14 protein-coding genes and 2 pseudogenes are annotated in these 22,233 nt (G+C 68.4%); 5 read left to right on the forward strand and 11 right to left on the reverse strand.

Annotated features, from left to right (window positions below; genetic code table 11):
* The first annotated feature begins 259 nt into the window (after positions 1–259).
* Positions 260–4,711, forward strand: a complete 4,452-nt coding sequence (locus A5705_RS02250; RefSeq protein ID WP_068275039.1) for a TIR domain-containing protein — start codon at positions 260–262, stop codon at positions 4,709–4,711.
* A gap of 16 nt (positions 4,712–4,727) precedes the next feature.
* Here the strand turns inward: A5705_RS02250 and A5705_RS02255 are convergent, their stop codons facing one another.
* The 4 genes and pseudogenes from A5705_RS02255 to A5705_RS26885 form a co-directional block, all read right to left on the reverse strand.
* On the reverse strand, positions 4,728–5,105 hold the full coding sequence (locus A5705_RS02255; RefSeq protein WP_068275042.1) for a hypothetical protein: 378 nt from the start codon (positions 5,103–5,105) through the stop codon (positions 4,728–4,730).
* A 159-nt stretch (positions 5,106–5,264) separates the two neighbouring features.
* Positions 5,265–6,233 (reverse strand): hypothetical protein, encoded by a 969-nt coding sequence (locus tag A5705_RS02260; protein ID WP_231982355.1) that lies wholly within the window; start codon positions 6,231–6,233, stop codon positions 5,265–5,267.
* A 34-nt stretch (positions 6,234–6,267) separates the two neighbouring features.
* Positions 6,268–6,486, reverse strand: a complete 219-nt coding sequence (locus tag A5705_RS02265) for a hypothetical protein (RefSeq protein WP_067874353.1) — start codon at positions 6,484–6,486, stop codon at positions 6,268–6,270.
* A gap of 9 nt (positions 6,487–6,495) precedes the next feature.
* A pseudogene (locus A5705_RS26885) lies at positions 6,496–6,861 on the reverse strand (hypothetical protein); the annotation flags it as partial.
* Positions 6,862–7,159: 298 nt separating this feature from the next.
* On the opposite strand from A5705_RS26885, the gene A5705_RS02275 reads away from it, so the two are divergent.
* From A5705_RS02275 to A5705_RS02285, 3 genes are all read left to right on the forward strand, one after another.
* Positions 7,160–7,390 (forward strand): hypothetical protein, encoded by a 231-nt coding sequence (locus tag A5705_RS02275; protein WP_068275048.1) that lies wholly within the window; start codon positions 7,160–7,162, stop codon positions 7,388–7,390.
* Between the two features lie 329 nt (positions 7,391–7,719).
* Positions 7,720–8,379 (forward strand): biliverdin-producing heme oxygenase, encoded by a 660-nt coding sequence (locus A5705_RS02280; protein ID WP_082956246.1) that lies wholly within the window; start codon positions 7,720–7,722, stop codon positions 8,377–8,379.
* Positions 8,376–10,403: a sensor domain-containing diguanylate cyclase gene (locus A5705_RS02285; RefSeq protein ID WP_068275054.1), complete on the forward strand. Its 2,028-nt coding sequence runs from the start codon at positions 8,376–8,378 to the stop codon at positions 10,401–10,403. The genes A5705_RS02280 and A5705_RS02285 overlap by 4 nt, the downstream gene beginning before the upstream one ends.
* A gap of 19 nt (positions 10,404–10,422) precedes the next feature.
* Here the strand turns inward: A5705_RS02285 and A5705_RS02290 are convergent.
* The 7 genes and pseudogenes from A5705_RS02290 to A5705_RS02320 form a co-directional block, all read right to left on the reverse strand.
* A pseudogene (locus A5705_RS02290) lies at positions 10,423–11,284 on the reverse strand (TIGR03619 family F420-dependent LLM class oxidoreductase).
* Positions 11,281–11,928 carry a PaaI family thioesterase gene (locus tag A5705_RS02295; protein ID WP_082956247.1) on the reverse strand — a complete coding sequence of 216 codons (648 nt, stop codon included), beginning with the start codon at positions 11,926–11,928 and terminating at the stop codon, positions 11,281–11,283. Before A5705_RS02295 ends, A5705_RS02290 begins: the two are co-directional and overlap by 4 nt.
* A complete protein-coding gene (locus tag A5705_RS02300; protein WP_068275057.1) occupies positions 11,925–14,909 on the reverse strand; it encodes a bifunctional [glutamine synthetase] adenylyltransferase/[glutamine synthetase]-adenylyl-L-tyrosine phosphorylase in 2,985 nt (994 codons plus the stop codon). The genes A5705_RS02295 and A5705_RS02300 overlap by 4 nt, the downstream gene beginning before the upstream one ends.
* Positions 14,910–14,960: 51 nt before the next feature.
* Positions 14,961–16,301, reverse strand: a complete 1,341-nt coding sequence (glnA, locus tag A5705_RS02305) for a type I glutamate--ammonia ligase (RefSeq protein ID WP_067874341.1) — start codon at positions 16,299–16,301, stop codon at positions 14,961–14,963.
* 59 nt (positions 16,302–16,360) lie between these two features.
* Positions 16,361–17,920, reverse strand: a complete 1,560-nt coding sequence (locus A5705_RS02310; RefSeq protein WP_068275061.1) for an alpha/beta hydrolase — start codon at positions 17,918–17,920, stop codon at positions 16,361–16,363.
* A 160-nt stretch (positions 17,921–18,080) separates the two neighbouring features.
* Complete coding sequence (locus tag A5705_RS02315; protein ID WP_156738250.1) at positions 18,081–19,643, reverse strand: alpha/beta hydrolase; 1,563 nt, start codon at positions 19,641–19,643, stop codon at positions 18,081–18,083.
* Positions 19,644–19,693: 50 nt separating this feature from the next.
* Positions 19,694–21,076, reverse strand: coding sequence for a wax ester/triacylglycerol synthase family O-acyltransferase (locus A5705_RS02320; protein ID WP_068275064.1), 1,383 nt, complete (start codon positions 21,074–21,076; stop codon positions 19,694–19,696).
* Between the two features lie 140 nt (positions 21,077–21,216).
* Between A5705_RS02320 and panB the strand changes: the two genes are divergently transcribed.
* On the forward strand, positions 21,217–22,062 hold the full coding sequence (panB, locus tag A5705_RS02325) for a 3-methyl-2-oxobutanoate hydroxymethyltransferase (protein ID WP_068275068.1): 846 nt from the start codon (positions 21,217–21,219) through the stop codon (positions 22,060–22,062).
* The last annotated feature ends 171 nt before the right edge of the window (positions 22,063–22,233 follow it).

Here is a 22,233-nt window from a genome sequence, read left to right on the forward strand (position 1 = left end):
GCCGCTGGACGACCGGCCGTACCGTCATGCGGGCGGGGCCCCGATGTCCTCGTGCGCCGGCGGCGCATGCCTGTCTGCTGGTTTTGCTTTGCTGCGGCCCCGAGCCAACTACCATGCCCGTTGTCGGTGAGTCCGGTGGCGCCCAGGATGGGCCGGGTCGGAGGCAAGGGATAACGGGTCGATGGCTGGGTTGGCTCGGGTAACGGGTGCCGGGTGGTGTGTCGCTTCCCGCATCGATGCCAGCGCGGTTCGGTAAGTCATGGCGCGCATATTCCTGAGCCACTCGAGCGTCAACAACGCCCAGGCCGTCGGCCTGAGCGACTGGCTGGCGGCCGAGGGCTGGGACGATGTATTTCTCGACCTCGCCGCCGATCGGGGCATCGCGGCGGGGGAACGATGGGAGCGCGCGCTCAACGAGGCGGCGTCGCGCTGCGAAGCCGTGCTATTCCTTGTTTCGCGTGCGTGGCTTGGATCGAGCTGGTGTCACACAGAGCTTTCGCTCGCGCACAAACTCGGCAAGCGGCTCTTCGGCGTGCTGATCGAAAGCTTCGAACCCGCCGACCTGCCTGCTGAGCTGAGCGACACCTGGCAGGTCGTCGACCTGGCCTCGGGCCGCGACCACCGGCAATTCCGGGTCACGCTGCCGCGCACCCACGAGGAATGCCACGTCACCTTCTCCCAGGAGGGCCTCAAGCGGCTGCGCGCCGGCCTGGTCAAGGCGGGTTTGGACCCGCGGTTTTTCGAATGGCCGCCGGAAGACGACCCGGATCGCCCGCCCTATCGGGGCCTGCGGCCGCTGGAGGCCGACGACGCCGGCATCTTCTTCGGACGCGATGCGCCGACCTTCGAGGCGCTCGACCAGCTGCGGGGCTTGCGCGAAGACCCGCCACCACGGCTTCTGGTGATATTGGGCGCTTCCGGCGCCGGCAAGTCATCGTTCCTTCGCGCCGGGCTGTTTGCCCGGATGACGCGTTACGACCGTGATTTCTTGCCGTTGCCGATTGTCAGGCCGGAACGTGCGGCCATCACCGGCGACAACGGCCTGCTGCGGGCGCTCGAGTCCGCGCGGACCGCCGCGGGAATAAAGCTGGCGCGCAGCAAGATTCGAGCGGCCATCGACGGGGGCGCATCGACTCTGCGTCCGATCTTGCAGGCCCTCGTCGACGCGGCGGCACCCGAAGCGAGCGAAGCCGACGCCCCGACGAAGCCACCGGCTGTGGTCGTCTCAATCGACCAGGGCGAAGAACTTTTCCGTGCTGAAGGCCAGGAGGAGGCCCAACGACTGCTGACCCTGCTGCGCGAACTGCTCGACGAAGACGAACCCGCGGTGATCGTGGTGATCGCGATCCGGTCGGACTCGTATACCCAGCTGCAGGAAGTCAAGGCTCTCGAGGGTGTGCGCAAGGTCCCGTTCGACCTGGGGCCCATGCCACACGGGTCCTACGCCGAGGTGATCAAGGGTCCGGCAACGAGATTGGCGGAAACGACGCGCCAGCTGAAGATCGACGACGGGTTGGTCGGCGTGCTACTCGAGGACATCGAGGTCGGCGGCGCCAAGGATGCGCTTCCCCTGCTCAGCTTCACGATGGAACGCCTCTACCTCGAGAACGGGGTTAACGGCCGCCTCACTCTCAGCGACTACCGCAACCTCGGGGGTATCAAGGGCTCGATCGAAGAAGCGGTCGAGCAGGCACTCACGGCGGAGACCCAGCCGCCGGTACCGGCAGATCGCGCCCACCGGCTGGCGCTGCTGCGGCAGGGATTGATCCCGTGGCTGGCCGACATCGATCCCGACACCGGCGCACCGCGGCGGCGTGTCGCGCGCCTTTCGGAGATCCCCGCCGACAGCCGACCGCTCCTGCACAACTTGGTCGAACAGCGTCTCCTGACGATCGACCGGCTCGCCCGGACCGGCGAGACCACCATCGAGCCGGCGCACGAGGCGCTACTGCGGCAGTGGAGTCTCCTCGGCGGATGGCTGACCGAGGATTCGGCACTGTTGGCGGTGCTGGAGGGCGTGAAGCGCGCCTCGCGCGACTGGGCCAAGTCGGGCAAGAGCATCGCCTGGCTCATTCACGCGGTGGATCGGCTCGCGGCCGCCGAGCGACTGGGCCAGCGACCTGACCTGGCAGCGAATTTGGACGAGACCGACCGCGAATACCTCGCAGCGTGCCGTACGGCCGAGAACGACAGATTGGACGCCGAACAGCGACAGCGCGAAGCCGAGCTCGAAGCGGCCAAGAAATTGGCGGCCGCGGAAAGCAAGCGTGCGGCCGATGCGCAAGCTCACGCAGCGGCCCTGCGCAAGGGCTCCCGCGTGCTGCGTGCCGTGCTCGCATGCACGGTCGTCGTCGCTCTGGTGGCGGTGGGCCTGCTGATCTGGGCGCGCCATCAGCAACTTCTGGCCCAGCGGAACGCCCAGGACGACGTCGCTCAGAAGCTGGTCTCCGACGCACAGGCGATCCTGGCCCGGGCGGGCAACGCCACCACAGCGACCACTGCGAACACCGGTGACGATGTGCGAGCGTTCCAGGAGTTGTTGGCGGCCAACAAGATAGCAACAAAACCGAACGACGAACCCCTGCTGGATGCTCTGGTCAAGAGATGGAGCACCGATCTGATCGCGAACGTCGGCGCTCCGGTGGTCGGCGTGGCGTTCGCCGAGGTCGGCCACCGTTTGGCGGTGGCCGACAGCGATGGCTTGCGCATATGGGACACCAATTCGCCGAATTGGCTGGAAAAGCTGCGCAACAGCGCGTGTGCGGCGGGCCCAGTCCAGGCCAAATCCGATTCGGGCTGCCTGTCATTCCCCATGAGGCCAACCCATCTCACCAATGTGGCGATCAGTGCCGACGGTCAAGTGGTCGCCGCGGGCAGCGAAGAAGGGACCGTGCAGGTCTGGAACCTCAACGACCAACCGCCCGTTGCGAAGACCCTCCCGCGACCCCATCAGGGTCGGGTGACCTCCGTTGCATTGAGCCGCGACGGCCAGCGCCTCGTCTCGGCCGGTGTCGACGGGTTCATCGACCTTTCGCGGCCGGACGGAAACGACCTGCGCACGATCGCCAACAACCCCGCCGGAGCGATCTTCACGGTGGCCTTCAATCATGCGGGGGACAGGTTGGCGGCCGGCGGAGCCGACGGGGCCATCCGGATCTGGAATCTCAACACTTTGCCGGCCGGTGACAACCCGCCGGCGGACCCCGTCCAACCGGACGCCCACCGCGGCGGCGTCATGAGCGTGACTTTCAGCCCGCACGACGACCTTGTCGCATCCGGCGGCGCGGACAACCTGGTGCGGTTCTGGGACAGCGGAAAGCTGAGCACGGCGGGGCAATTGCCGACGCCGGGAGGTCGGGGCCACACGGCACCGGTGACCAGCGTCGCCTTCAGCGCGGGCGGCACCCGCCTGGTGTCTGGAAGCAATGACAAGACCGTTCAACTGTGGGACGTTGCGCAGCGGCAGCGCATCGGTGACCCCTTGATCGGACACCAGGGCTTGGTACTCAGCGTCGCTATCGTCGATAACGAAATCATCAGTGGCGGAAACGAACACGCGTTGCGATTCTGGAATGCTGTGGTAGGGCAACCTCTTAAAGAGCCCCTGGGTGGCCATCAAGGTCCCGTGACGAGCGTGGCAACGGGTCCGGTGGGGCACCAGATCGCGTCGGGGGGCGTGGACGGGACGGTACGGCTATGGGACTCCTACACCGGAGCACAGACCAGGAGCATGCCCGAACCCGCGGGCGTCGTCACCCGGGTTGCGTTCAACTGGACGGGAGAGGAGGTCGCCTCCGCGAGCACGGACGGCAACGTCCGATTGTGGAACCTGACCACCAATACGGTCAGGAAGATCCCGACGGAACGGCCGGTGACGGCGATCGCGATGAGTCCCGTCGCCGACATCCTGGCCTCAGCGGGCATCGACGGGCAGATCACCCTCTGGGACGTGTCGTCGTCGACCCCACGAGCGACGACGCTGGAAAACAAGGATCACGCGATCGTTTTCGATCTGTCGTTCAACCCGCACGGTGATCGATTGGCATCGGGCGGCGTGGCCGGGATCGTGCGCTTGTGGGACCTCACCGGCCGGGAGGTGTGGGAGGCCGACGCTGCCGCCAGGCTGCCTAAATCGTTCAGCGGACAGTCGCACCTGGCGGCCGGTCGCCCGGCCGAGGTTCTTGGCATCGCCTTCAGCCCCGACGGCCGCCGGCTGGCGTCCGGCAGCACCGACTGGGGCACCGCCAGGCTGAAGTCGGCCGTCGGCGTGATCCAGCGCTGGGATGTCAACACCGGCAACCCTTTAGGGGATCCGGCGGAAATCGGTGACGCAGTGATGGGCCTGGCCTTCAGTTCCCAGTCGACCGACCCATCACAGGATCGCATCGTTGCGGGAAGCTTCGACCCCTACACCGTGCAGCTGTGGAGCGCAGCCAATGGGCGCCAGTACACCTTCACCGGTCACCAAGCCCAAGTCGTCAGCGTCGCGGTCAGCCCCGACCCCACCCTCTTCGTCTCCGGTAGCGTCGATGGAACGATCCGGATCTGGCCGAACCCGCACCCACGTGGGGTTGCCCCCGCGGATGCGGTGTGCGCCAAACTGACTACAACGATGAGCCGCAACAACTGGGCCGCGTGGGTTTCACCACAGATCCGTGCCCGGGAACTGTGCCCGGGGCTACCCCCCACCCCCGACGAGCCGCAGAGTTGACGGCGGGCTTTGGCTGTCACGCACCGGGTTTGTTGTACAGGTAAACGACGGCCGCCGCCCCGCCTGTGCACGTGACATAGTCGCCCGAGTTGAAGCAGGCAACTCTGTACCACCTGAAAGTTGCGGGACTGACCACGTCCAATTCGGACGGACCGGAGCTGGGTGTGCTGTGAATCGCATACTCCTTGCGCACTTGCTCGACGAACCCGCAACTGGTCGCCGGCGTGCCACGCGCGCCCGAGTTGAAAGGCTTTTGAACGTCCGTCTGTACCCGTTTGCAAGCCGCCGCGCCCGGCGGCAGGCCGGGGACCTGATCGGGACCGGCCGCGGTGGACAGCGATGTGTTCGGCGATGGATGCGACAGCAGTGCGTCAACACCGAAGTAGCCGCCCACTGCGATAGCGGCGAGAACGAGGACCGCGCCGACCCTCCCTATCGGCCGTTTCCACCAGGGCTGCTTGCCGGGGGCGGGTGGCGCCGAATCCCGCCCCGAGGGACCGTCCGCCATGCCTGGGGAATCAGTCACCGTGCATCCCGGTACATCCGGTCAGTATCACCCGGATGGCGGGCCAACCGGTTCGTTTTCACCGGGCTGCGGCCCCCGCCCGTGCGGACAGCGAGCGCTCGGCAACATCACGAGGTGCTCCGATACCCATTCAGCGATCTGGTCGAGCGCTCGGATGCCGTCGGCGAATGTGCCCGAATCCGGCTGCGCGGCGACCGCGACCGCGCTCGTGCCGGCCAGGGTGCTGATCAGCCCCAACTGCCGCACCAGGTATGCCCGGGCGGGTGACGGGCCCCACCCTCCCTTGAACCGCGTGCCGGCGATGGTGCCCAGGCCCCAGCGCTGGCCGCGCTCGATCTGGCCCATCAGCATCAGAACCGGGGTGTTTCTGCGGTCGCACGCTGCCACGGAGAGGAACCGCACCTGCTCGACCAGGGGCCAGTCCGTCTGCCCGAACGCGCTGAACTCCGGGCGTATTTTTCGGTACTGCACGCGGGTGGGGTCACCCGTTTCCGCCAGCACGGAGTCGACCTTGGCAGCGGCGGTCACCGGATCCCCCAGGCCGGACCAAATCGCTTCGGCCGCAGTATTATCCGATTCGGTGATCGCCGCGGTCATCTGGTCGCTGATGCGGGACGCTTGCGCTTCGCGGAGCGCTGCAATGACCAACGGCACCTTCATCGTTGACCAGGCCGGACCGTTGTGCCACCCGCCCAGGCTGAGCGGTGTTGCCGAGTCACCCACGGGAGCCAGCGCGATTCCGATCGTTGCCTTCACCCTGCGTTGCAGCTGGGCGAAGTCCTTGATGAGCCACGCCGTGTTGCCGGGGCGGAGCTGGATATCGGTCACGATCGTCGCGCACACGACGCAAACCCCGAACACTGCCGACACAAATCGAACGATGCGCGGCCGCTTGCTGGACCCTCGGGATGCCGTCAGCGGCTGGAGGCAGTCGCCGCGTTCGCGCGACGTGTCGGATCGCGGCGCGTCTTCCCCATCGGCTATATGTCGCGACATCGGCGGCACGCGCGGAAACTGCTGTGCTGCAACATCAACCGGGCCGGCGGCCCAGTATCGCGCGGGTCATCCTGACGGGTTGTCCCTCGGCCATCTCGACGACCTCCAACCAGCCCCCGGGAGCGACGTAGTGCCGCTCGACGTCCTCGCGGTGCATGTTGATGATCAGCACCCCCGCGTCGGTGACCTCGTAGCTGTCGAAGGCACCGTAGTCGCGCGGTTCGCCGTTGCTGAACACCACCGTGAAGGCCACGGGCAAAGTTTAGCCGTCGAGCGCCAGGTCCTTGCGGAAGCGCTGCATGCCGTCGATCTTGTCGGCCGACGTGGCGTCGGGCCCCTGCGTAGAACATCCACGGCATCGTGATGATGCCGGTGATGCCGGCATCGGCGGCGCGCCGGTAGTCGGCGGTGGTGAAGGCGTCGGTCAGCGGCGTCAGGACGGTGAAATCCTCCATGGAGAGCGCGTTTTCGCTCGCAGTTCGCCCAGCCGGCCCACCGCCTCGATGGCGCGGTCGGTCTTGATCAGGTCGCCGATCCAGCGGTCGGTGCGTTTGCCGCACGCGCAGGACTGCTCGCCCATCAGCGCGAATTCCTCGCGGCACCGGCCCGACGCCAGAACCGCAGCGGTGTCTGGTCGGCCATCAGCAGGAACCGCTTTCGGTCACTTCTCACGTGCGGCATCAACCGTGTGTCGCCACAGGTGCGATGCGCCAGGATCGCACCGTCGAAGGCTACCCTCGATGATTCGGTGAAACCCTCTTCCGCCGAAGGGAGTTGGCAATCCGGTTCGAAAAGCATGTCGATACCACCAAGGACGCTGGTAGCCGGGCCACCACGAGTGGCTCGCGGATTTGTCGCCGATCTTCGCCACCGAGGTGTGTCCGGGATGTGACCTTTCCGCGACAGCGGCAAAGGACGCTCATCTCATGGCAGCGCTTGCCGTTATCTCGGCGCTCGGGACAGCCCTGTGTCTCGGCTATTACCTGGGGCGGCGCGCCGGCCCGAGGCCGTCGACCTGGAGGCGGCGAACGAGCCGCGTCGCGCTGGGCCGGCTCGCGTTCAACCTGGTCGTATTGATGGCCGCACGCCGCGTCCTGGCGCTCAGAGTCGTTGAACCGCTTGGGCTTTTGCGCGGCGGCGTCGCGCGGCTGCGGTAGGTCAACCCGGCCGGCGGCCCAGGATCCCGCGGGTCATCCTGGCGGGTTGTCCTCGGCCATCTCGACGACCTCCAGCCACCCTCCGGAGCGACCCCCCGGAGCGACGTAGCGCCGCTCGACATTCTCAACGGTGCATTCGGATGATCGGCATGTGGTGTAGCTGTCACCTGCTGAAGGGTCCTCGCCGTGGTGATGCCGGGCGATCGCTGCCGACGTGATTGCTTGCTCTTTGGACTCGATCCTGAATTCGCTCAAACTTCGGGATCTTCGAGTGCCGCGTCCGACGTCATTTACACCGAGCTTGAACCGCGAGGTTCTATTCTCCGAGAGTGGATCATGCAAGTGCGCGCGGCGCCGGGGCCGGTGCGCGCCGACCCGGAGGACCGGGGCTTTCTCGGATCCTGCGGCAAAACACGGCGCAAGCACACCGGGCCGCCGAGGCGGCAATGCGTCTCGACTTCCGCCGCCCCGATGCGTCGGAATACCTGGCCGTGCTCAACGGCTTGCTGATCTTCCACACCGTCGTGGCGGAGTTCAGCCGGGAAACGGTCGCCAGGGAACTCGGGCCGGACGTCACCCTGCTGAACCGGGAGCAGGCGCTGCGCGCAGATATCAGGTCGATGTCGGAGCGCCTGCCGACCGCGGCTGATGACGGCTGCGCTGTTCAGAGCAAGCCCGTCGCGACTCGGCTCCGCGGAGGCCGCGAGGAGCGGATCGGGGCGGCATACGTCGCGGCCGGATCCGTCCTCGGCGGCCGCGTGATCGCCGCCCAGCTCGCCGCTTCCGGGTGCGGTGATTTTCCGCGATCCTTCTTCGCCTCCGACACGCTCGACCTCGGCCGGCTCTGGCGTCATTTCAAGGCTGCGTTGGATGCCTTCGGCGAATCCGGAGCGGACTCCGCCCGGGTCGTTGCGGGTGCGCTGACGGCGTTCGCGCTGATCCGCGACATCCTGAGCGGGCCGGACAACTCGCGGGAAGCGATCCGATGACTGCCGGCCCACACCCGAGCGCGCAGGCTCTGACCGATTGCGCGAGTGAACAGCTGCACCTGTCCGGCCGAATCCAAGCCCATGGCGCCCTGGTCGCCGCCGATCTGCACGATCGCCGCATCACGTACGCCAGCGCCAACACTTCCGAGTTCGTCGGGGCAACGCCGGATCAGCTTTTCGATTCTGCGGTGATGAGCATCTTCTCCCCCGATGAACACGAGCGGCTTGAGCATGCGATCGAGCAGACCGGCTACCGGCCTTCGTCGCCCGATCTGTATGGGATGCGCCTGTCAGCTCCGTTCGACGGCAAGGTCGATGTGATTCTGCACCAAGCCGACGGGCAGATCGTCATTGAGCTCGAGCGGGCCCAGGGGGACGATCAGGCCAACCTCGTCCCGGTTCTCTATGCCTCACAGGCGATCGGCGAGGCGACGAGCGCACCCGATGTTGAGGCCGCCATCGCGAGCGCAACGCGCGCGCTGACCGGGTTCGACCGCGCGATGGTCTACCGATTCCATGACGACGAGCACGGAGAGATCGTCGCCGAGGATCGCCTTCCAGGACTGGTCCGCTACCTCGGGCACCATTTCCCGGCGAGCGACGTTCCGCCCCAAGCCCGCCAGATCTACACGCGCAAAGCCTCGCGCTACATACCCGACGTCGACGAAGGCGACGTCGCCTTGATCGCCTCCCCGCGCATGGCCGGCGCGAGCCTCGACCTGAGCCGCGCCGCGTTGCGCAGCGTTTCCCCCTTCCACCTCGAATACATGCGCAATATGAAGACGGCGGCGAGCGTTTCGTTCTCCATGGCCGAGGGAGGACGGCTGACCAGGCTCGTCTCGTGCATTTCCGGAAGCCCTCGATGGCTGTCGCGCTCGATGCGCAGGTCGTGTGAACTGCTCGTCCTGCAGGCGAAACTTCAAGTCTCTGCGGCCGAACAGATCTCCCGACTGAACGATGCGGCGGGCCGTGAATCCATCCGGGCGCGGCTCAGGGCAGCGATGCGGGACGCGCCCGCCATTGCCGAGGGACTGACGTCGGCTTCCGGTGACCTGCTGGAGCTCTGCGGGGCAGACGGCGCGGCCGCATGCGCGGACGGGCAATATCGGTCGGTTGGCGCAGCGGCGTCGGAGGACGTCGTGCGCGGAATCGCTGGCGAAATCCGCGCCGCCCGGTCCGCGGACGCTCCCTGGGCCACCGACCGCTTGCCGGAACCGACTGCTCATGCCCTCGGGGCGGCCGGCTGCTTGTTCGTCTCGCTCGGCGGACCGGATGACTTCGTGATCTGGTTCCGGCAAGACCGCCCGAAGCAGCTCCGCTGGCTGGGGGATCCGCACGTCCCCTCCACCGGATTGATCAATCCGAGGAAGTCGTTCGACACCTGGCTGGAGCAAGTCAGCGGCTCGAGCGCGCCCTGGACAGCTGCCGACCTGCACGCGGCGCAAGTGCTGGCATACGACGTCGAATCCGCCCAGCTCAGCCGAGCCCAGGCCGAACTTGCGTACCTCGGCCTGCACGACTCGCTGACTGGGCTACGAAACCGCCACAATCTGACCAGCCTCATGGCCACGATGCTGGCGCAAGCAACACCCGATGATCCGGTGGCCGCCATCTTCATCGATCTCGACCGCATCAAGGAAGTCAACGATCAGTACGGGCACGAAGCGGGCGACCGCGTGCTGCGCGAGGCCGCCCGGCGCGTCGTCGAGGTAACCCGCGCTCGTCATGACGTGATGGGGCGGGCCGTAGCGGAGCCGCTCGCGGCCAGGCTCGGCGGTGACGAGTTCGTCGTGCTGCTGCCGGGGACGGATGCGCAGGGCGCCGCGCTGGTGGTCGACCGGATCCGTCAGTCTCTGCTCGAGCCGATGGCACTCAGCCCCGACCTCCAGCTGACCATAAGCGCGGCAATGGGAGTGGCGCTGGCGACGGAGCCCGAAGAACCGCACCACTTGCTGAAACGGGCCGACGCGGCCATGTACGAGGACAAGCGGCGGCGCGCGTTGCCCGCCACCGAATTCGAATGACCGGCCAGCTCTTTATCGATCAGCCGTCGAGCGCCAGGTCCTTGCGGAAGCGCTGCATGCCGTCGATCTTGTCGTCCAGCGTGGCGTCGGGCCCCGCGTAGAACATCCACGGCATCGTGATGATGCCGGTGATGCCGGCGTCGGCGGCGCGCCGGTAGTCGGCGGTGGTGAAGGCGTCGGTCAGCGGCGTCAGGATGGTGAAATCGTCCATAGAAAGCCCGTTTTCGGACTCGCAGTTCGCGCAGCCGGCCCACCGCCTCGATGGCGCGGTCGGTCTTGATCAGGTCGCCGATCCAGCCGTCGTTGCGGGCGGCGCGTCGCAGCGCGACGTCGCTGAGCCCGCCGACGTACACCGGTATCGGCGGCGGCGTCGGCTCCATCTCGAGCCGCGGCGCGCGGTAGAACTCGCCTTCGAATTCCGTCCAGCCCGGCCGCCACAGCGCGCGCATCAGGTCGATGATCTCGTCGGTGCGTTTGCCGCGCGCGCCGAACTGCTCGCCCATCAGCGCGAATTCCTCGCGGCACCAGCCGACGCCGATGCCGAGCTCCACCCGGCCCGACGCCAAAACCGCAGCGGTCCCAATGGCTTTCGCCGCCGAGTAGGGGTTGCGCATCGCCGGGATGTAAACGGTGGTGACGAACCGCAGCCGCGTCGTGACCTGGGCGAGCGCGCCGACCAGGACCCACGGGTCGGGCCAGTCGGTGAACGGCTGCCAGCGGCGCTGCCCGTCCTTGGTGTACGGGTACGGGGTCTGCAGGGTCTCCAGGTTGACGACGTGGTCGGGGATGCCGATGCCGTCGTAGCCGAGTTCGTCGGCGGCCTTGGCGATCTCGATGATCTCCCGGGTGTTGAGGAAGGCGCTGCTGACGTAGAACCTCATTGCGCTTCCCGCACCCAGGACGGCTCGATGAAGACGCCGTCGGCCTCGACGGTGACCCCGGAGGCGTCCGAAATGGTGCCGCGCGCAAAGACTTTCACACCCTCTTTGCCCTCGATCCAGGCCTCGGACCGAAGCGGGCCCAGGGGGGTGCCGCGCAGGTACTTCACCGTGATGGTTCCGGTGAACCGCGGCTTGGACAACCCCTCGCTGGCCGCCTCTCCAAGCATGTGGTCGAGCACCAGGGCGCTCACCCCGCCGTGTACGAGCTTGGGTGGACCCTCGTAGGCCAACCCGAGGACGAACTCGCTCCAGCACCGGCCGCCGCCGTCATGGTGGATGATGAGAGGCGGGGCGATCGGATTGCCCAGGCCGATCGCGGCATTTCCCAACGTCAGCGGGCGGCCGCCGTCGACGCGGTAGCTCACCCCGATCGGCCGGGTCCGTTGCCGCAACGACTGGGTGACGGCCTCGATCGCGGACCGCGCGTCGGCGACGACGTCGTCGTCGGCGCCGGTGCGGATGGTGGCGTCGATGAGTTCCCGGACCGCGTCGGCCAGCGGGGTATACCTGGCCGTCGCCCGTTGCGCCTCCTCCGCGCTGAGCACCTCGAAAATGGCATCCAACGCGCCGGCCTCCTGACTCAACTCCCGAACACCTTCCGCACGACCGCCTTCGCGCGTCGCGTCACCCGAAGATAGTTGTCCAGGAATTCGCCGCCGTCGTCGGTGGGCCAGCCCGCGGCGACGGCGACCGCGTTGAGCTGGCGCCCGGGCCCCGGCAGCTGGTCGGTGGGCTTGCCGCGGACCAGCACCAGCGCGTTGCGCGCCCGGGTGGCGGTCAGCCACGCCTGCCGCAGCAGGTCGACCTCCTCGGCGGGCACCAGGTTCGCCGCGGCGATCGCGTCCAGGGATTGCAACGTCGAGGTGTTGTGCAGCGCCGGGACCTCGTGCGCGTGCCGCAGCTGCATCAGTTGCACCGTCCACTCGACGTCGGCCAGCCCCCCGCGGCCCAGCTTTGTGTGGGTGTTGGGGTCTGCGCCGCGCGGCAACCGCTCGGCCTCCACGCGGGCCTTGATGCGGCGGATCTCCCGCACGGCCTCGGCGGACACGCCGTCGGGCGGATAGCGGGTCCGGTCGGCCATCAGCAGAAAACGCTGGCCCAGCTCAGCGTCGCCCGCGACCGCGTGCGCCCGCAGCAGCGCCTGGATCTCCCAGGGCTGCGCCCACTGGTCGTAGTAGGCGGTGTACGAACTCAGCGTGCGGACCAGCGGGCCCTGCCGGCCCTCCGGCCGCAGGTTGGCGTCGACCTCCAGCGGCGGGTCGACACTGGGGGTGCCCAGCAGTGCCCGTATCTGCTCGGCGATCGTCGTCGACCACCGCACCGCCCGGGAATCCTCCACCCCGGGGGCCGGCTCGCAGACGAACATCACGTCGGCGTCGGACCCGTAGCCCAGCTCCGAGCCGCCCAGCCTGCCCATGCCGATGACGGCGATGGCCGCCGGCGCCCGGCCGTCCTCGGGCAGGTTGGCCCTGATCATCGCCTCCAGGGCGGCCTGCAGCACGGCCACCCACACCGACGTCAGCGCCCGGCACACGTCGGTCACCTCGAGGAAGCCGAGAAGGTCGGCGGAACCGACGCGGGCCAGTTCCCGGCGCCGCAGCGTGCGCGCCGCGGCGATCGCGCGCACCGGGTCGGCGTGGCGGCACGCCGACGCGACCAGCGCGCGGGCCACCGTCGCGGGCTCGGTCTCGAGCAGTTTGGGGCCGGCGGTGCCGTCGCTGTAGTCCTGGATCACCCTGGGCGCGCGCAACAACAGGTCCGGCACGTAGGCGGAGGTGCCCAGCACGTGCATGAGCCGCCGGGCCACCGCGGGCTTGTCCCGCAGCGTCGACAGGTACCAGTTCTCCCCCGCCAGCGCCTCGGACAGCCGCCGGTAGGCCAGCAGCCCGCCGTCGGGGTCGGGCGCGTAGGACATCCAGTTGAGCAGCCGGGGCAGCAGCACCGACTGCACCCGCCCGCGGCGGCCGCTCTGGTTGACCAGCGCCGACATGTGCTTCAGCGCGGTCTGCGGCCCCTCGTAGCCCAGCGCGGCCAGCTGGCGCTCGGCGCCCTCCGAGGTCATGCCGTGCGCGATCTCCAGGCCGGCCGGCCCGATCGACTCCAGCAGCGGCTGGTAGAAGAGCTTGGCGTGCAGCTCGGACACCCGCACGTTCTGGTGCCGTAGCTCCTCGCGCAGCACCCCCGCCGCGTCGTGCCGGCCGTCGGGCCGGATGTGCGCCGCCCGCGCCAGCCAGCGCACCGCCTCCTCGTCGTCGGCCTCCGGCAGCAGGTGCGTGCGCTTGAGCCGCTGCAGCTGCAGCCGGTGCTCGAGCAGCCGGAGGAACTCGTAGGAGGCGGTCAGGTTCGCCGCGTCCTCGCGCCCGATGTAGCCGCCCTGACCCAGCGCATCCAGCGCGTCCACCGTGGAGGCCACGTGCAGCGAGTCGTCGCTGCGGCCGTGCACCAGCTGCAGCAGCTGCACCGCGAACTCCACGTCCCGCAGGCCGCCGCTGCCGAGTTTGAGCTCGCGGCCGCGGACCTCGGCGGGCACCAGCTGCTCCACCCGGCGCCGCATCGCCTGCACCTCGACGACGAAATCCTCGCGCTCGCAGGCGATCCAGACCATCGGCATCAGCGCGGCCAGGTAGCGTTCGCCGAGTTCGGCGTCGCCCACGGCCGCGCGGGCCTTCAGCAGCGCCTGGAATTCCCACGTCTTGGCCCAGCGCTGGTAGTAGGCGACGTGCGACTCGAGGGTGCGCACCAGCTCACCGCTGCGGCCCTCCGGCCGAAGCCCGGCGTCCACCTGAAAGAAGGCCTCTGAGGCCACCTTCATCATTTCGCCGGCCACCCGTGCGCTCTGCGCGTCGGCGCGCTCGGCGACGAAGATGACGTCGACGTCGCTGACGTAGTTCAGTTCGCGGGCACCGCATTTGCCCATCGCGATCACCGCCAGCCGGGGCGGCGTCCGTTCGCCGCACACACTGACCTGGGCCACCCGCAACGCCGCCGCCAGGGCGGCGTCGGCCAAATCCGACAGCTGGGCGGCGACCAGCTTGAACGGCAGCACCGGCTCGTCCTCGACGGTCGCGGCCAGGTCCAGCGCCGCCAGCACCAGCAGCTGGTCGCGGTACAGCACCCGCAGGCGCGACAGCGCCGAGCCCGGGCCGGCCAGCGCCTCGTCGACACACTCGAGGAACGTCGCGAGCAGCTCATCGCGCGACGGCAGGTGCGCCTTGCCCCGCAACAGCTTCCAGGACTTCGGGTTGGCGGCCAGGTGATCGCCGAGCGCCAGCGACGAGCCGAGCACCGCGAACAGCCGCCCGCGCAGCCCGCGCTCGGTCAGCAGCGCGGCGTTCAGCTCATCCCAGTCGCTGTCGGGGTTCTCCGCCAGCCGGATCAGGACCCGCAGGGCGGCGTCGGGATCCGGCGCGCGCGACAGCGACCACAACCGGTCGACGTAGTCCTGGTCGTCGCGCTCGTACCAACCGAGCTGCGCCAGGCGGTCGCCCGCCGGGGGGTCGACCAACCCGAGCCGGCCCACGCTGGGCAGCCTGGGGCGCTCCGTCGCGGGTTTGGTCACGACCACGACCGTAGCGCAACCGGCCGATCTCTCAGACCGATCGGCGGCCGACGTGAGCTACAGCGACAGGTAGGTGCTCAACTCGTACGGGGTGACGTGGCTGCGGTAGTTGGCCCACTCCGTGCGCTTGTTGCGCAGGAAGAAGTCAAAGACGTGCTCCCCCAACGTTTCCGCGACGAGCTCGGAGGCCTCCATCGCCTTGAGCGCGGCGTCGAGGCTGGTGGGCAGCTCGCGATAGCCCATCGTGAGCCGTTCCTCGGGCGTGAGGTCCCAGACGTTGTCCTCGGCCTGCGGTCCCAGCACGTAGCCCTTCTCCACCCCGCGCAGCCCGGCGGCCAGCAGCACGGCGAACGCCAGGTACGGGTTGCACGCCGAGTCGGGGCTGCGCACCTCGATGCGCCGCGACGAGGTTTTGTGCGGCGTGTACATCGGCACCCGCACCAATGCCGACCGGTTGGCCGCCCCCCAGGAGGCGGCCGTGGGCGCCTCGCCGCCCTGCACCAGCCGCTTGTAGGAGTTGACCCATTGATTGGTGACCGCGCTGATCTCCGAGGCGTGCTCGAGGATCCCGGCGATGAAGGACTTGCCCACGTCGGACAGCTGCAGCGGGTCGTCGGTGCTGTGGAAGGCGTTGACGTCGCCCTCGAACAGGCTCATGTGGGTGTGCATGGCCGAGCCGGGATGCTCGGCGAACGGCTTGGGCATGAACGACGCCCGCGCGCCGTTCTCGATCGCGACTTCCTTGATGACGTAGCGGAACGTCATCACGTTGTCGGCCATCGACAGCGCGTCGGCGAAGCGCAGGTCGATCTCCTGCTGTCCGGGCGCGCCCTCGTGATGGCTGAACTCGACCGAGATGCCCATGAACTCGAGCGACTCGATCGCCATCCGGCGGAAGTTGGACGCCGAGTCGTGCACGGCCTGGTCGAAGTAGCCGGCGCTGTCGATGGGCACGGGCCGCGACCCGTCATCGGCACCGGGCTCCAACAGGAAGAATTCGATTTCGGGGTGCACGTAGCAGGAAAAACCGAGGTCGTTGGCCTTCTGCAGCTGGCGCCGCAACACGTGCCGGGGGTCGGCCCACGACGGCGAGCCGTCGGGCATGGTGATGTCGCAGAACATCCGGGCGGAGTGGTGGTGTCCCGACGAGGTGGCCCAGGGCAGCACCTGGAACGTCGACGGGTCGGGGTTGGCGACCGTGTCGGATTCCGAGACGCGAGCGAAGCCCTCGATCGACGATCCGTCGAAACCGATGCCCTCCTCGAAGGCGCCCTCGAGTTCGGCCGGGGCGATCGCGACCGACTTGAGGTAGCCGAGCACGTCGGTGAACCAGAGCCGAACGAAGCGGATGTCCCGCTCCTCGAGCGTGCGCAGGACGAATTCCTTCTGTCGATCCATGACCCGACAGTATGCGTCCGCTGTTAAATCGGTGTTACCACCGCAGTTCAAAAGGCCGCTCAGGGCCGGCACTGCAGCGACGCGGGTGGCACGGTCCCGGCGACGAAGTAGCGGACCACCGCGGTGTCCACGCACTGGTCGCCGTTGAACACCGCGGTGTGCTGGGTTCCGTCGTAGGTGATCAGCGGGGCGCCCAGTTGGCGGGCCAGGTTCACGCCGGCCTGATACGGGGTGGCCGGGTCGTGCGTCGTGGAGACGACGACGACCTTGCCCGGCGGGGCGGGCGGCGCGGCGTGCGGCCGCGACGTGGCGGGCACCGGCCACAGCGCGCACAGGTCGCGCGGCGCGTTGCCGGTGAACTGCCCGTAGCTCAGGAACGGGGCGAGCTGGCGCATCTTCTGGTCGGCGGCCGCCCACGTCGCCGAATCCGTCGGCGTCGGCGCGTCGACGCAACGCACGCCGTTGAACGCGTCCTGGTCGTTGGTGTAGTGCCCGTTTTGGTCGCGGCCTTCGTAGTCGTCGGCCAGCAACAGCAGGTCCCCGGCGTCGGTGCCGCGGGCCAGCCCGAGCAGGCCACTGGTCAGGTACTTCCAATGCTGCGGCGTGTACAGCGCGTTGATGGTGCCGGTGGTCGCGTCGGCGTAGCTCAGGCCGCGCGGATCCTTCGTCCGGCCCGGCTTGGCGACCAGCGGGTCGATCAGGGCGTGGTAGCGGTTGACGAACTGGGCCGGATCGGTGCCCAGCGGGCAGCCCGCCGAGCGGGCGCAGTCGGTGGCGTAGTCGTTGAAAGCCGTTTGGAATCCGGCCATTTGGTTGATGTTTTCGGTCACCGGGTCCACGGTCGGGTCGATGGCACCGTCGAGCACCATCGTCCGCACGTGGCTGCCGAACCCCTCGAGGTAGGCGGTGCCGATCTCGGTGCCGTAGCTGTAGCCGAGGTAGTTGATCTGGTCGTCGCCCAGCGCCTGGCGGACCACGTCCATGTCGCGCGCGACGGACGCCGTGCCGACGTTGGCGAGGAACCCGTTGCCCATCCGGCTCGCGCACTCCTGGGCAAGCTGGCGGTAGACCTGCTCGATGTGCGCCACGCCGGCCGGGCTGTAGTCGACCATCGGGTCGCGCCGGAACGCGTCGAATTCGGCGTCGCTGCGGCACCGCAACTGCGGGGTGGAGTGGCCCACCCCGCGCGGGTCGAACCCGATCAGGTCGAAATTGCGGGTGATGTCGCTGTTCGCCAGGTCCGAGGCCATGCCGGCGACCATCTCGACCGCGGACGCGCCGGGGCCGCCCGGGTTGATGAACAGCGCTCCCGCCCGCCGGCCGGTCGCGGGAACCCGGATGACCGCCAGCTTGGCTTGTGCCCCACCCGGATTGGCGTAGTCGATCGGGACCGACACGGTGGTGCACTGGGCGGTGGGAAGGTCGCTGGTGTCGGTCAGGAATTGGCTGCAGCTGCCCCAGTTCTGCGGGCGCACCGCGGCGGCCGGCGGGGCCGGGCTCGGCGTCTGGCCGGCGCCGGGCTCGGGCGTCGCGGCGGCCACCGGCAATGGCAGCTGCGAACCCGCAACCAACAATCCGAACGACAGCAGCGCCGAGCTCAACGGTCTCCGGCGCGACATGGCTGTAGATATTCGCAGCCTCGGATACCCGTCACAGCGCGAAAAGGTCACGCCTTGGTCTCGCCTCCGCGTGTCGCCGCCAGTCCGTCGAGACTGCGCTCAGCGCCAAGAATCCGCCGGGTTCTCGCGCTGGGCGCAGTCTCGGCGAAGCCTCACCGCACTAGCACTTGGCGCCGCTCGGCGGCGTGTCGCCACCGATCAGATACTCCGTCACGTAGTTGTCGATGCAACTGTCGCCCTGGAAGACGACCGTGTGCTGGGTTCCGTTGAAGGTCAGCAGGGACCCGCGCAGCTCGTTCGCCAGGTCGACCCCGGCCTTGTAGGGCGTCGCGGGGTCGTGCGTGGTCGACACCACCACCGTCGGCGCCAGGCCGGGCGCCGAGATCTCGTGCGGCTTGCTCGTCGGCGGCACCGGCCAGAACGCGCACGTGCCCAGCGGCGCGTCGCCGGTGAACTGCCCGTAGCTCATGAAGGGGGCGATCTCCCGCGACCGGCGGTCTTCGTCGATCACCTTCGTGCGGTCCGTAATCGGCGGCTGGTCAACGCAATTGATGGCGACCCGCGCGTCGGTGGCGTTGGTGTAGTGACCGTGCGGATCGCGCCGCATGTACATGTCGGCCAGCGCAAGCATGGTGTCCCCGCGGTGGTTCACCAACTCGGACAGGCCGTCGGTCAGGTGGTGCCACAGCGACGGCGAGTACAACGCCATGATGGTGCCCACGATCGCGTCGGCGTAGCTCAGCCCGCGCGGGTCCTTCGTCGGGATCGGCCTGCCCACCATCGTGTTGTTCGGGTCGACCATCGGGTCGACGAGGCTGTGGTAGACGTCGACGGCCTTGGCCGGGTCGGTGCCCAGCGGGCAGGTCGGCTGCTTGGCGCAGTCGGCGGCGTAGTCGTTGAACGCGTCCTGAAAACCCTTGGCCTGCCGCAGGTCTGCCTCGATCTGGTCGGCGTTGGGGTCGACGGCGCCGTCGAGGATCATCGCCCGCACCTTGGTCGGGTAGGCCTCGGCGTAGGCGGAGCCGATCCGGGTGCCGTACGAGTAGCCGAGATAGGTCAGCTTGTCGTCGCCCAGCGCCGCGCGGATCGCGTCGAGGTCGCGGGCGACGTTGACCGTGCCCGCGTTGGCCAGGAAGTTCTTGCCCATCTTGTCGACGCAGCGGGCGACGAACTGCTTGGTCTCGTCCTCCATGTGGGCCACCCCGGCGGGGCTGTAGTCGACGTTCGGCTCGGTGCGCAGGCGGTCGTTGTCGGCGTCCGAGTTGCACCAGATCGCCGGCCGCGAGTTGCCCACCCCGCGCGGGTCGAAGCCGACCAGGTCGAACCGTTCCCGGATGCGTTTGGGCAGCGACTGAACGACGCTCAACGCGGCCTCGATGCCGGACTCCCCGGGGCCGCCGGGATTGACCACCAGCGAGCCGATCTTGTCGCCCGTCGCGGGAAAGCGGATCATGGCCAGAGTCGCGACGTCGCCGTCGAGGTGGTCGTAGTCGACCGGCACAGCCAGCCGGCCGCACATCGCGCCGCTGGGAATCTTGGCCTTGGGGTTGGACGAGCGGCAGGGTGTCCATTCGATCGGCTGGCCGAGCTTGGGCCCCTTCATGAGGGCGCGGCCGTTGACCACGCGGAGGCAGCCAGCCACCGTAAGCGCCACGGCAGCAATCACCGTCCAGATCAGCAGCGTGCGCGCGATCCTGTCGCGGCGAAACACTCTCATGCCCACCTATGCTGCCAGAGCCAACCTGAGATTCAGATGAGCGCCTCGGGCCCCGCCTACCCGGCGGACGCGAGCAGTTCTTCCATCGCGACCGCGAAGTCGTCGGCCATCTCCCAGAGGTCCGGCAGCAAATCCGGGCACGAGATGAGCCCGACGTTCAACGTGCCGCTCAGCGACATCACCGTGACGTTGAGCCCCGAGCCGTGAAAGATCGGCCCCAGCGGATACATCGCCTTGACCTCACACCCCAGCAGGTACAGGGGATCCTGCGGACCCGGGACGTTGGAGACCACCAGGTTGTGCACCGGCATGCTCTCGGTCAACCGCGTCCTGGCGTAGAGCCGCATCGCGACGCCGAACACGGCGGGCCCGGCGAACTGGGACCAGTCCTGCAGCAGGGAGGCCCCGATCGCCGAACTATTTTGCTTGGCAACAGAATTCGCCTCGGCGATGGCCTTGAGGCGTTCGACCGGGTCCGCGATGTCGGTGTGCAGGCTGGAGAACATGGCCGAAACCTGATTGCGGCCGGGGCGATCGGACTTGCCGTGCACCGACACCGGCACCGAAGCCACCAGCGGCGCTTCGGGCAAGGAATTGCGCTCGGCCAGGTACTGCCGCAGCACCCCCGACACCAGGGCCATCACCACGTCGTTGACCTTGACGCCGAAGTGGTTCTTCACCGTCTTGACGTCCTCGAGGTCCAACTGTGCGTAGGCGATGTTGCGGCGACCGGTGATGCTGGCGTTGAAGGCGGTCCGCGGCGCGGCGAACGGGCGCGCCATCGCCCGGCCCTCGACGGCCTTGCGCATCGTCGCGACCACCGAGGACACGGTTTGGGGCACGACGTTGGCCAATCGCAGCGGGCGGCCGGCGAAGCGGATCAGGCCGCCCGCGGCGATCTGCCACCCGCTGCCGCCGCCGACGCCGTCCACCGGCTCGGGGGCGGGCGCGTCGGGTTCGGTGGCGCACAGCTGCGACATCAAGTTGGCGCCGGTGACGCCGTCGACGCCGGAGTGGTGCACCTTGGTCATCACCGCCAGCCGATCGGAATTGGCGCCGGCCACCCCTTCGATGACCCACATCTCCCACAGCGGCCGGCCCCGGTCCAGCGGCAGCGACGCGATGTGGCCGCAGATTTCCGACAGCTCGGTGCGCCCGCCGGGCGGCGGCAACCCGATGCGGTGCAGGTGGCGGTCGACGTCGAAGTGCTCGTCGTCCACCCACACCGGGTGATCGAGGTTCAGCGGGCTGTTGGCGAGCTTCTCGCGGAACTGCGGCATCGCCTTCAGGCGCAGCGACAACGCGTCGCGCAGCCGATCGAAGGTGTAGCCGCCCGGCATCGTCGAGGTGTCCAACTCCATGATCGAGCAAACATGCATGGGCTGGGAGGCGGTCTCGAGGTACAGGAAGCTGGCGTCGAGCCCACTGAGCCGCTGCATGCGGAGAATGGTATGTCTCACATCACACGGGCGGTGCAACCGCGCACCAGAGATGGCAGAATGGCGGAAGTCAGCGAACCCGGGGACCTGAATGGCCACGAGGATCGATCCGACCACTACCAGGGACAATGATGTCTGCGATGCCTGACCAGAACCCTTATGGTGCCAATCCGTCGGCGCAAGCCAAGCCACTGACGCGCATCCGCACCCACCACTTGCAGAAAATGAAGGCCGAGGGCCACAAGTGGGCCATGCTGACGGCCTACGACTATTCGACCGCGCGGGTCTTCGACGAGGCCGGCATCCCGGTGCTGCTGGTCGGCGATTCGGCCGCCAACGTCGTGTACGGCTACGACACCACGGTGCCCGTCTCGATCGACGAACTCATCCCGCTGGTCCGCGGCGTGGTCCGCGGCGCGCAGCACGCGATGGTCGTCGCCGACCTGCCGTTCGGCAGCTACGAGGCAGGCCCGGCAGAGGCGCTGGCCGCCGCCACCCGCTTCATGAAGGAGGGCGGCGCGCACGCCGTGAAGCTCGAGGGCGGTGAGCGGGTGGCCGAGCAGATCGCCTGCCTGACCGCGGCCGGCATCCCGGTGATGGCACACATCGGCTTCACACCGCAAAGCGTGAACAGCCTCGGCGGCTTCCGGGTGCAGGGCCGCGGCGACGCCGCCGAGCAGACGGTCCACGACGCCATCGCCGTCGCCGAAGCGGGGGCGTTCTCGGTCGTGATGGAAATGGTGCCGGCCGAATTGGCCACCCAGATCACCGGCAAGCTCACCATCCCGACCATCGGGATCGGCGCCGGTCCCAACTGCGACGCCCAGGTGCTGGTCTGGCAGGACATGGCCGGCCTGAGCGGCGGCAGGCCCGCCCGCTTCGTCAAGCGGTTCGCCGACATCGGCGGCGAGTTGCGCCGGGCCGCAGTGCAATACGCGGAGGAAGTGGCCGCCGGCGCCTTCCCCGCCGACGAGCACTGCTTCTGACCCCCGCCGCGGCGCCGCCACTACCACTCCCCCGCCGGAGCTTCGCCAACGGCTAGCGGTCGCGGGCTTCTGCGCGCTTGCAAAGTCGATCCGGTCCAGACTGGGTTTTGCTGAAATCCCTTGCGTGGCAGGGCGTGTACGATTTCTTCTGTACACAATGGCGACTCCGCG

Source organism: Mycobacterium sp. E787 (assembly GCF_001668725.1).
Lineage (GTDB): Bacteria > Actinomycetota > Actinomycetes > Mycobacteriales > Mycobacteriaceae > Mycobacterium.

What these genes read in the sequence shown, in the direction of transcription:
- A5705_RS02310 (WP_068275061.1), bottom strand. Translation starts at nt 17,920, where the DNA reads ATGTCGCGCCGGAGACCGTTGAGCTCGGCGCTGCTGTCGTTCGGATTG.
- glnA (WP_067874341.1), bottom strand. Translation starts at nt 16,301, where the DNA reads ATGGATCGACAGAAGGAATTCGTCCTGCGCACGCTCGAGGAGCGGGAC.
- panB (WP_068275068.1), top strand. Translation starts at nt 21,217, where the DNA reads ATGCCTGACCAGAACCCTTATGGTGCCAATCCGTCGGCGCAAGCCAAG.
- A5705_RS02285 (WP_068275054.1), top strand. Translation starts at nt 8,376, where the DNA reads ATGACTGCCGGCCCACACCCGAGCGCGCAGGCTCTGACCGATTGCGCG.
- A5705_RS02250 (WP_068275039.1), top strand. Translation starts at nt 260, where the DNA reads ATGGCGCGCATATTCCTGAGCCACTCGAGCGTCAACAACGCCCAGGCC.
- A5705_RS02260 (WP_231982355.1), bottom strand. Translation starts at nt 6,233, where the DNA reads ATGTCGCGACATATAGCCGATGGGGAAGACGCGCCGCGATCCGACACG.
- A5705_RS02320 (WP_068275064.1), bottom strand. Translation starts at nt 21,076, where the DNA reads ATGCAGCGGCTCAGTGGGCTCGACGCCAGCTTCCTGTACCTCGAGACC.
- A5705_RS02275 (WP_068275048.1), top strand. Translation starts at nt 7,160, where the DNA reads ATGGCAGCGCTTGCCGTTATCTCGGCGCTCGGGACAGCCCTGTGTCTC.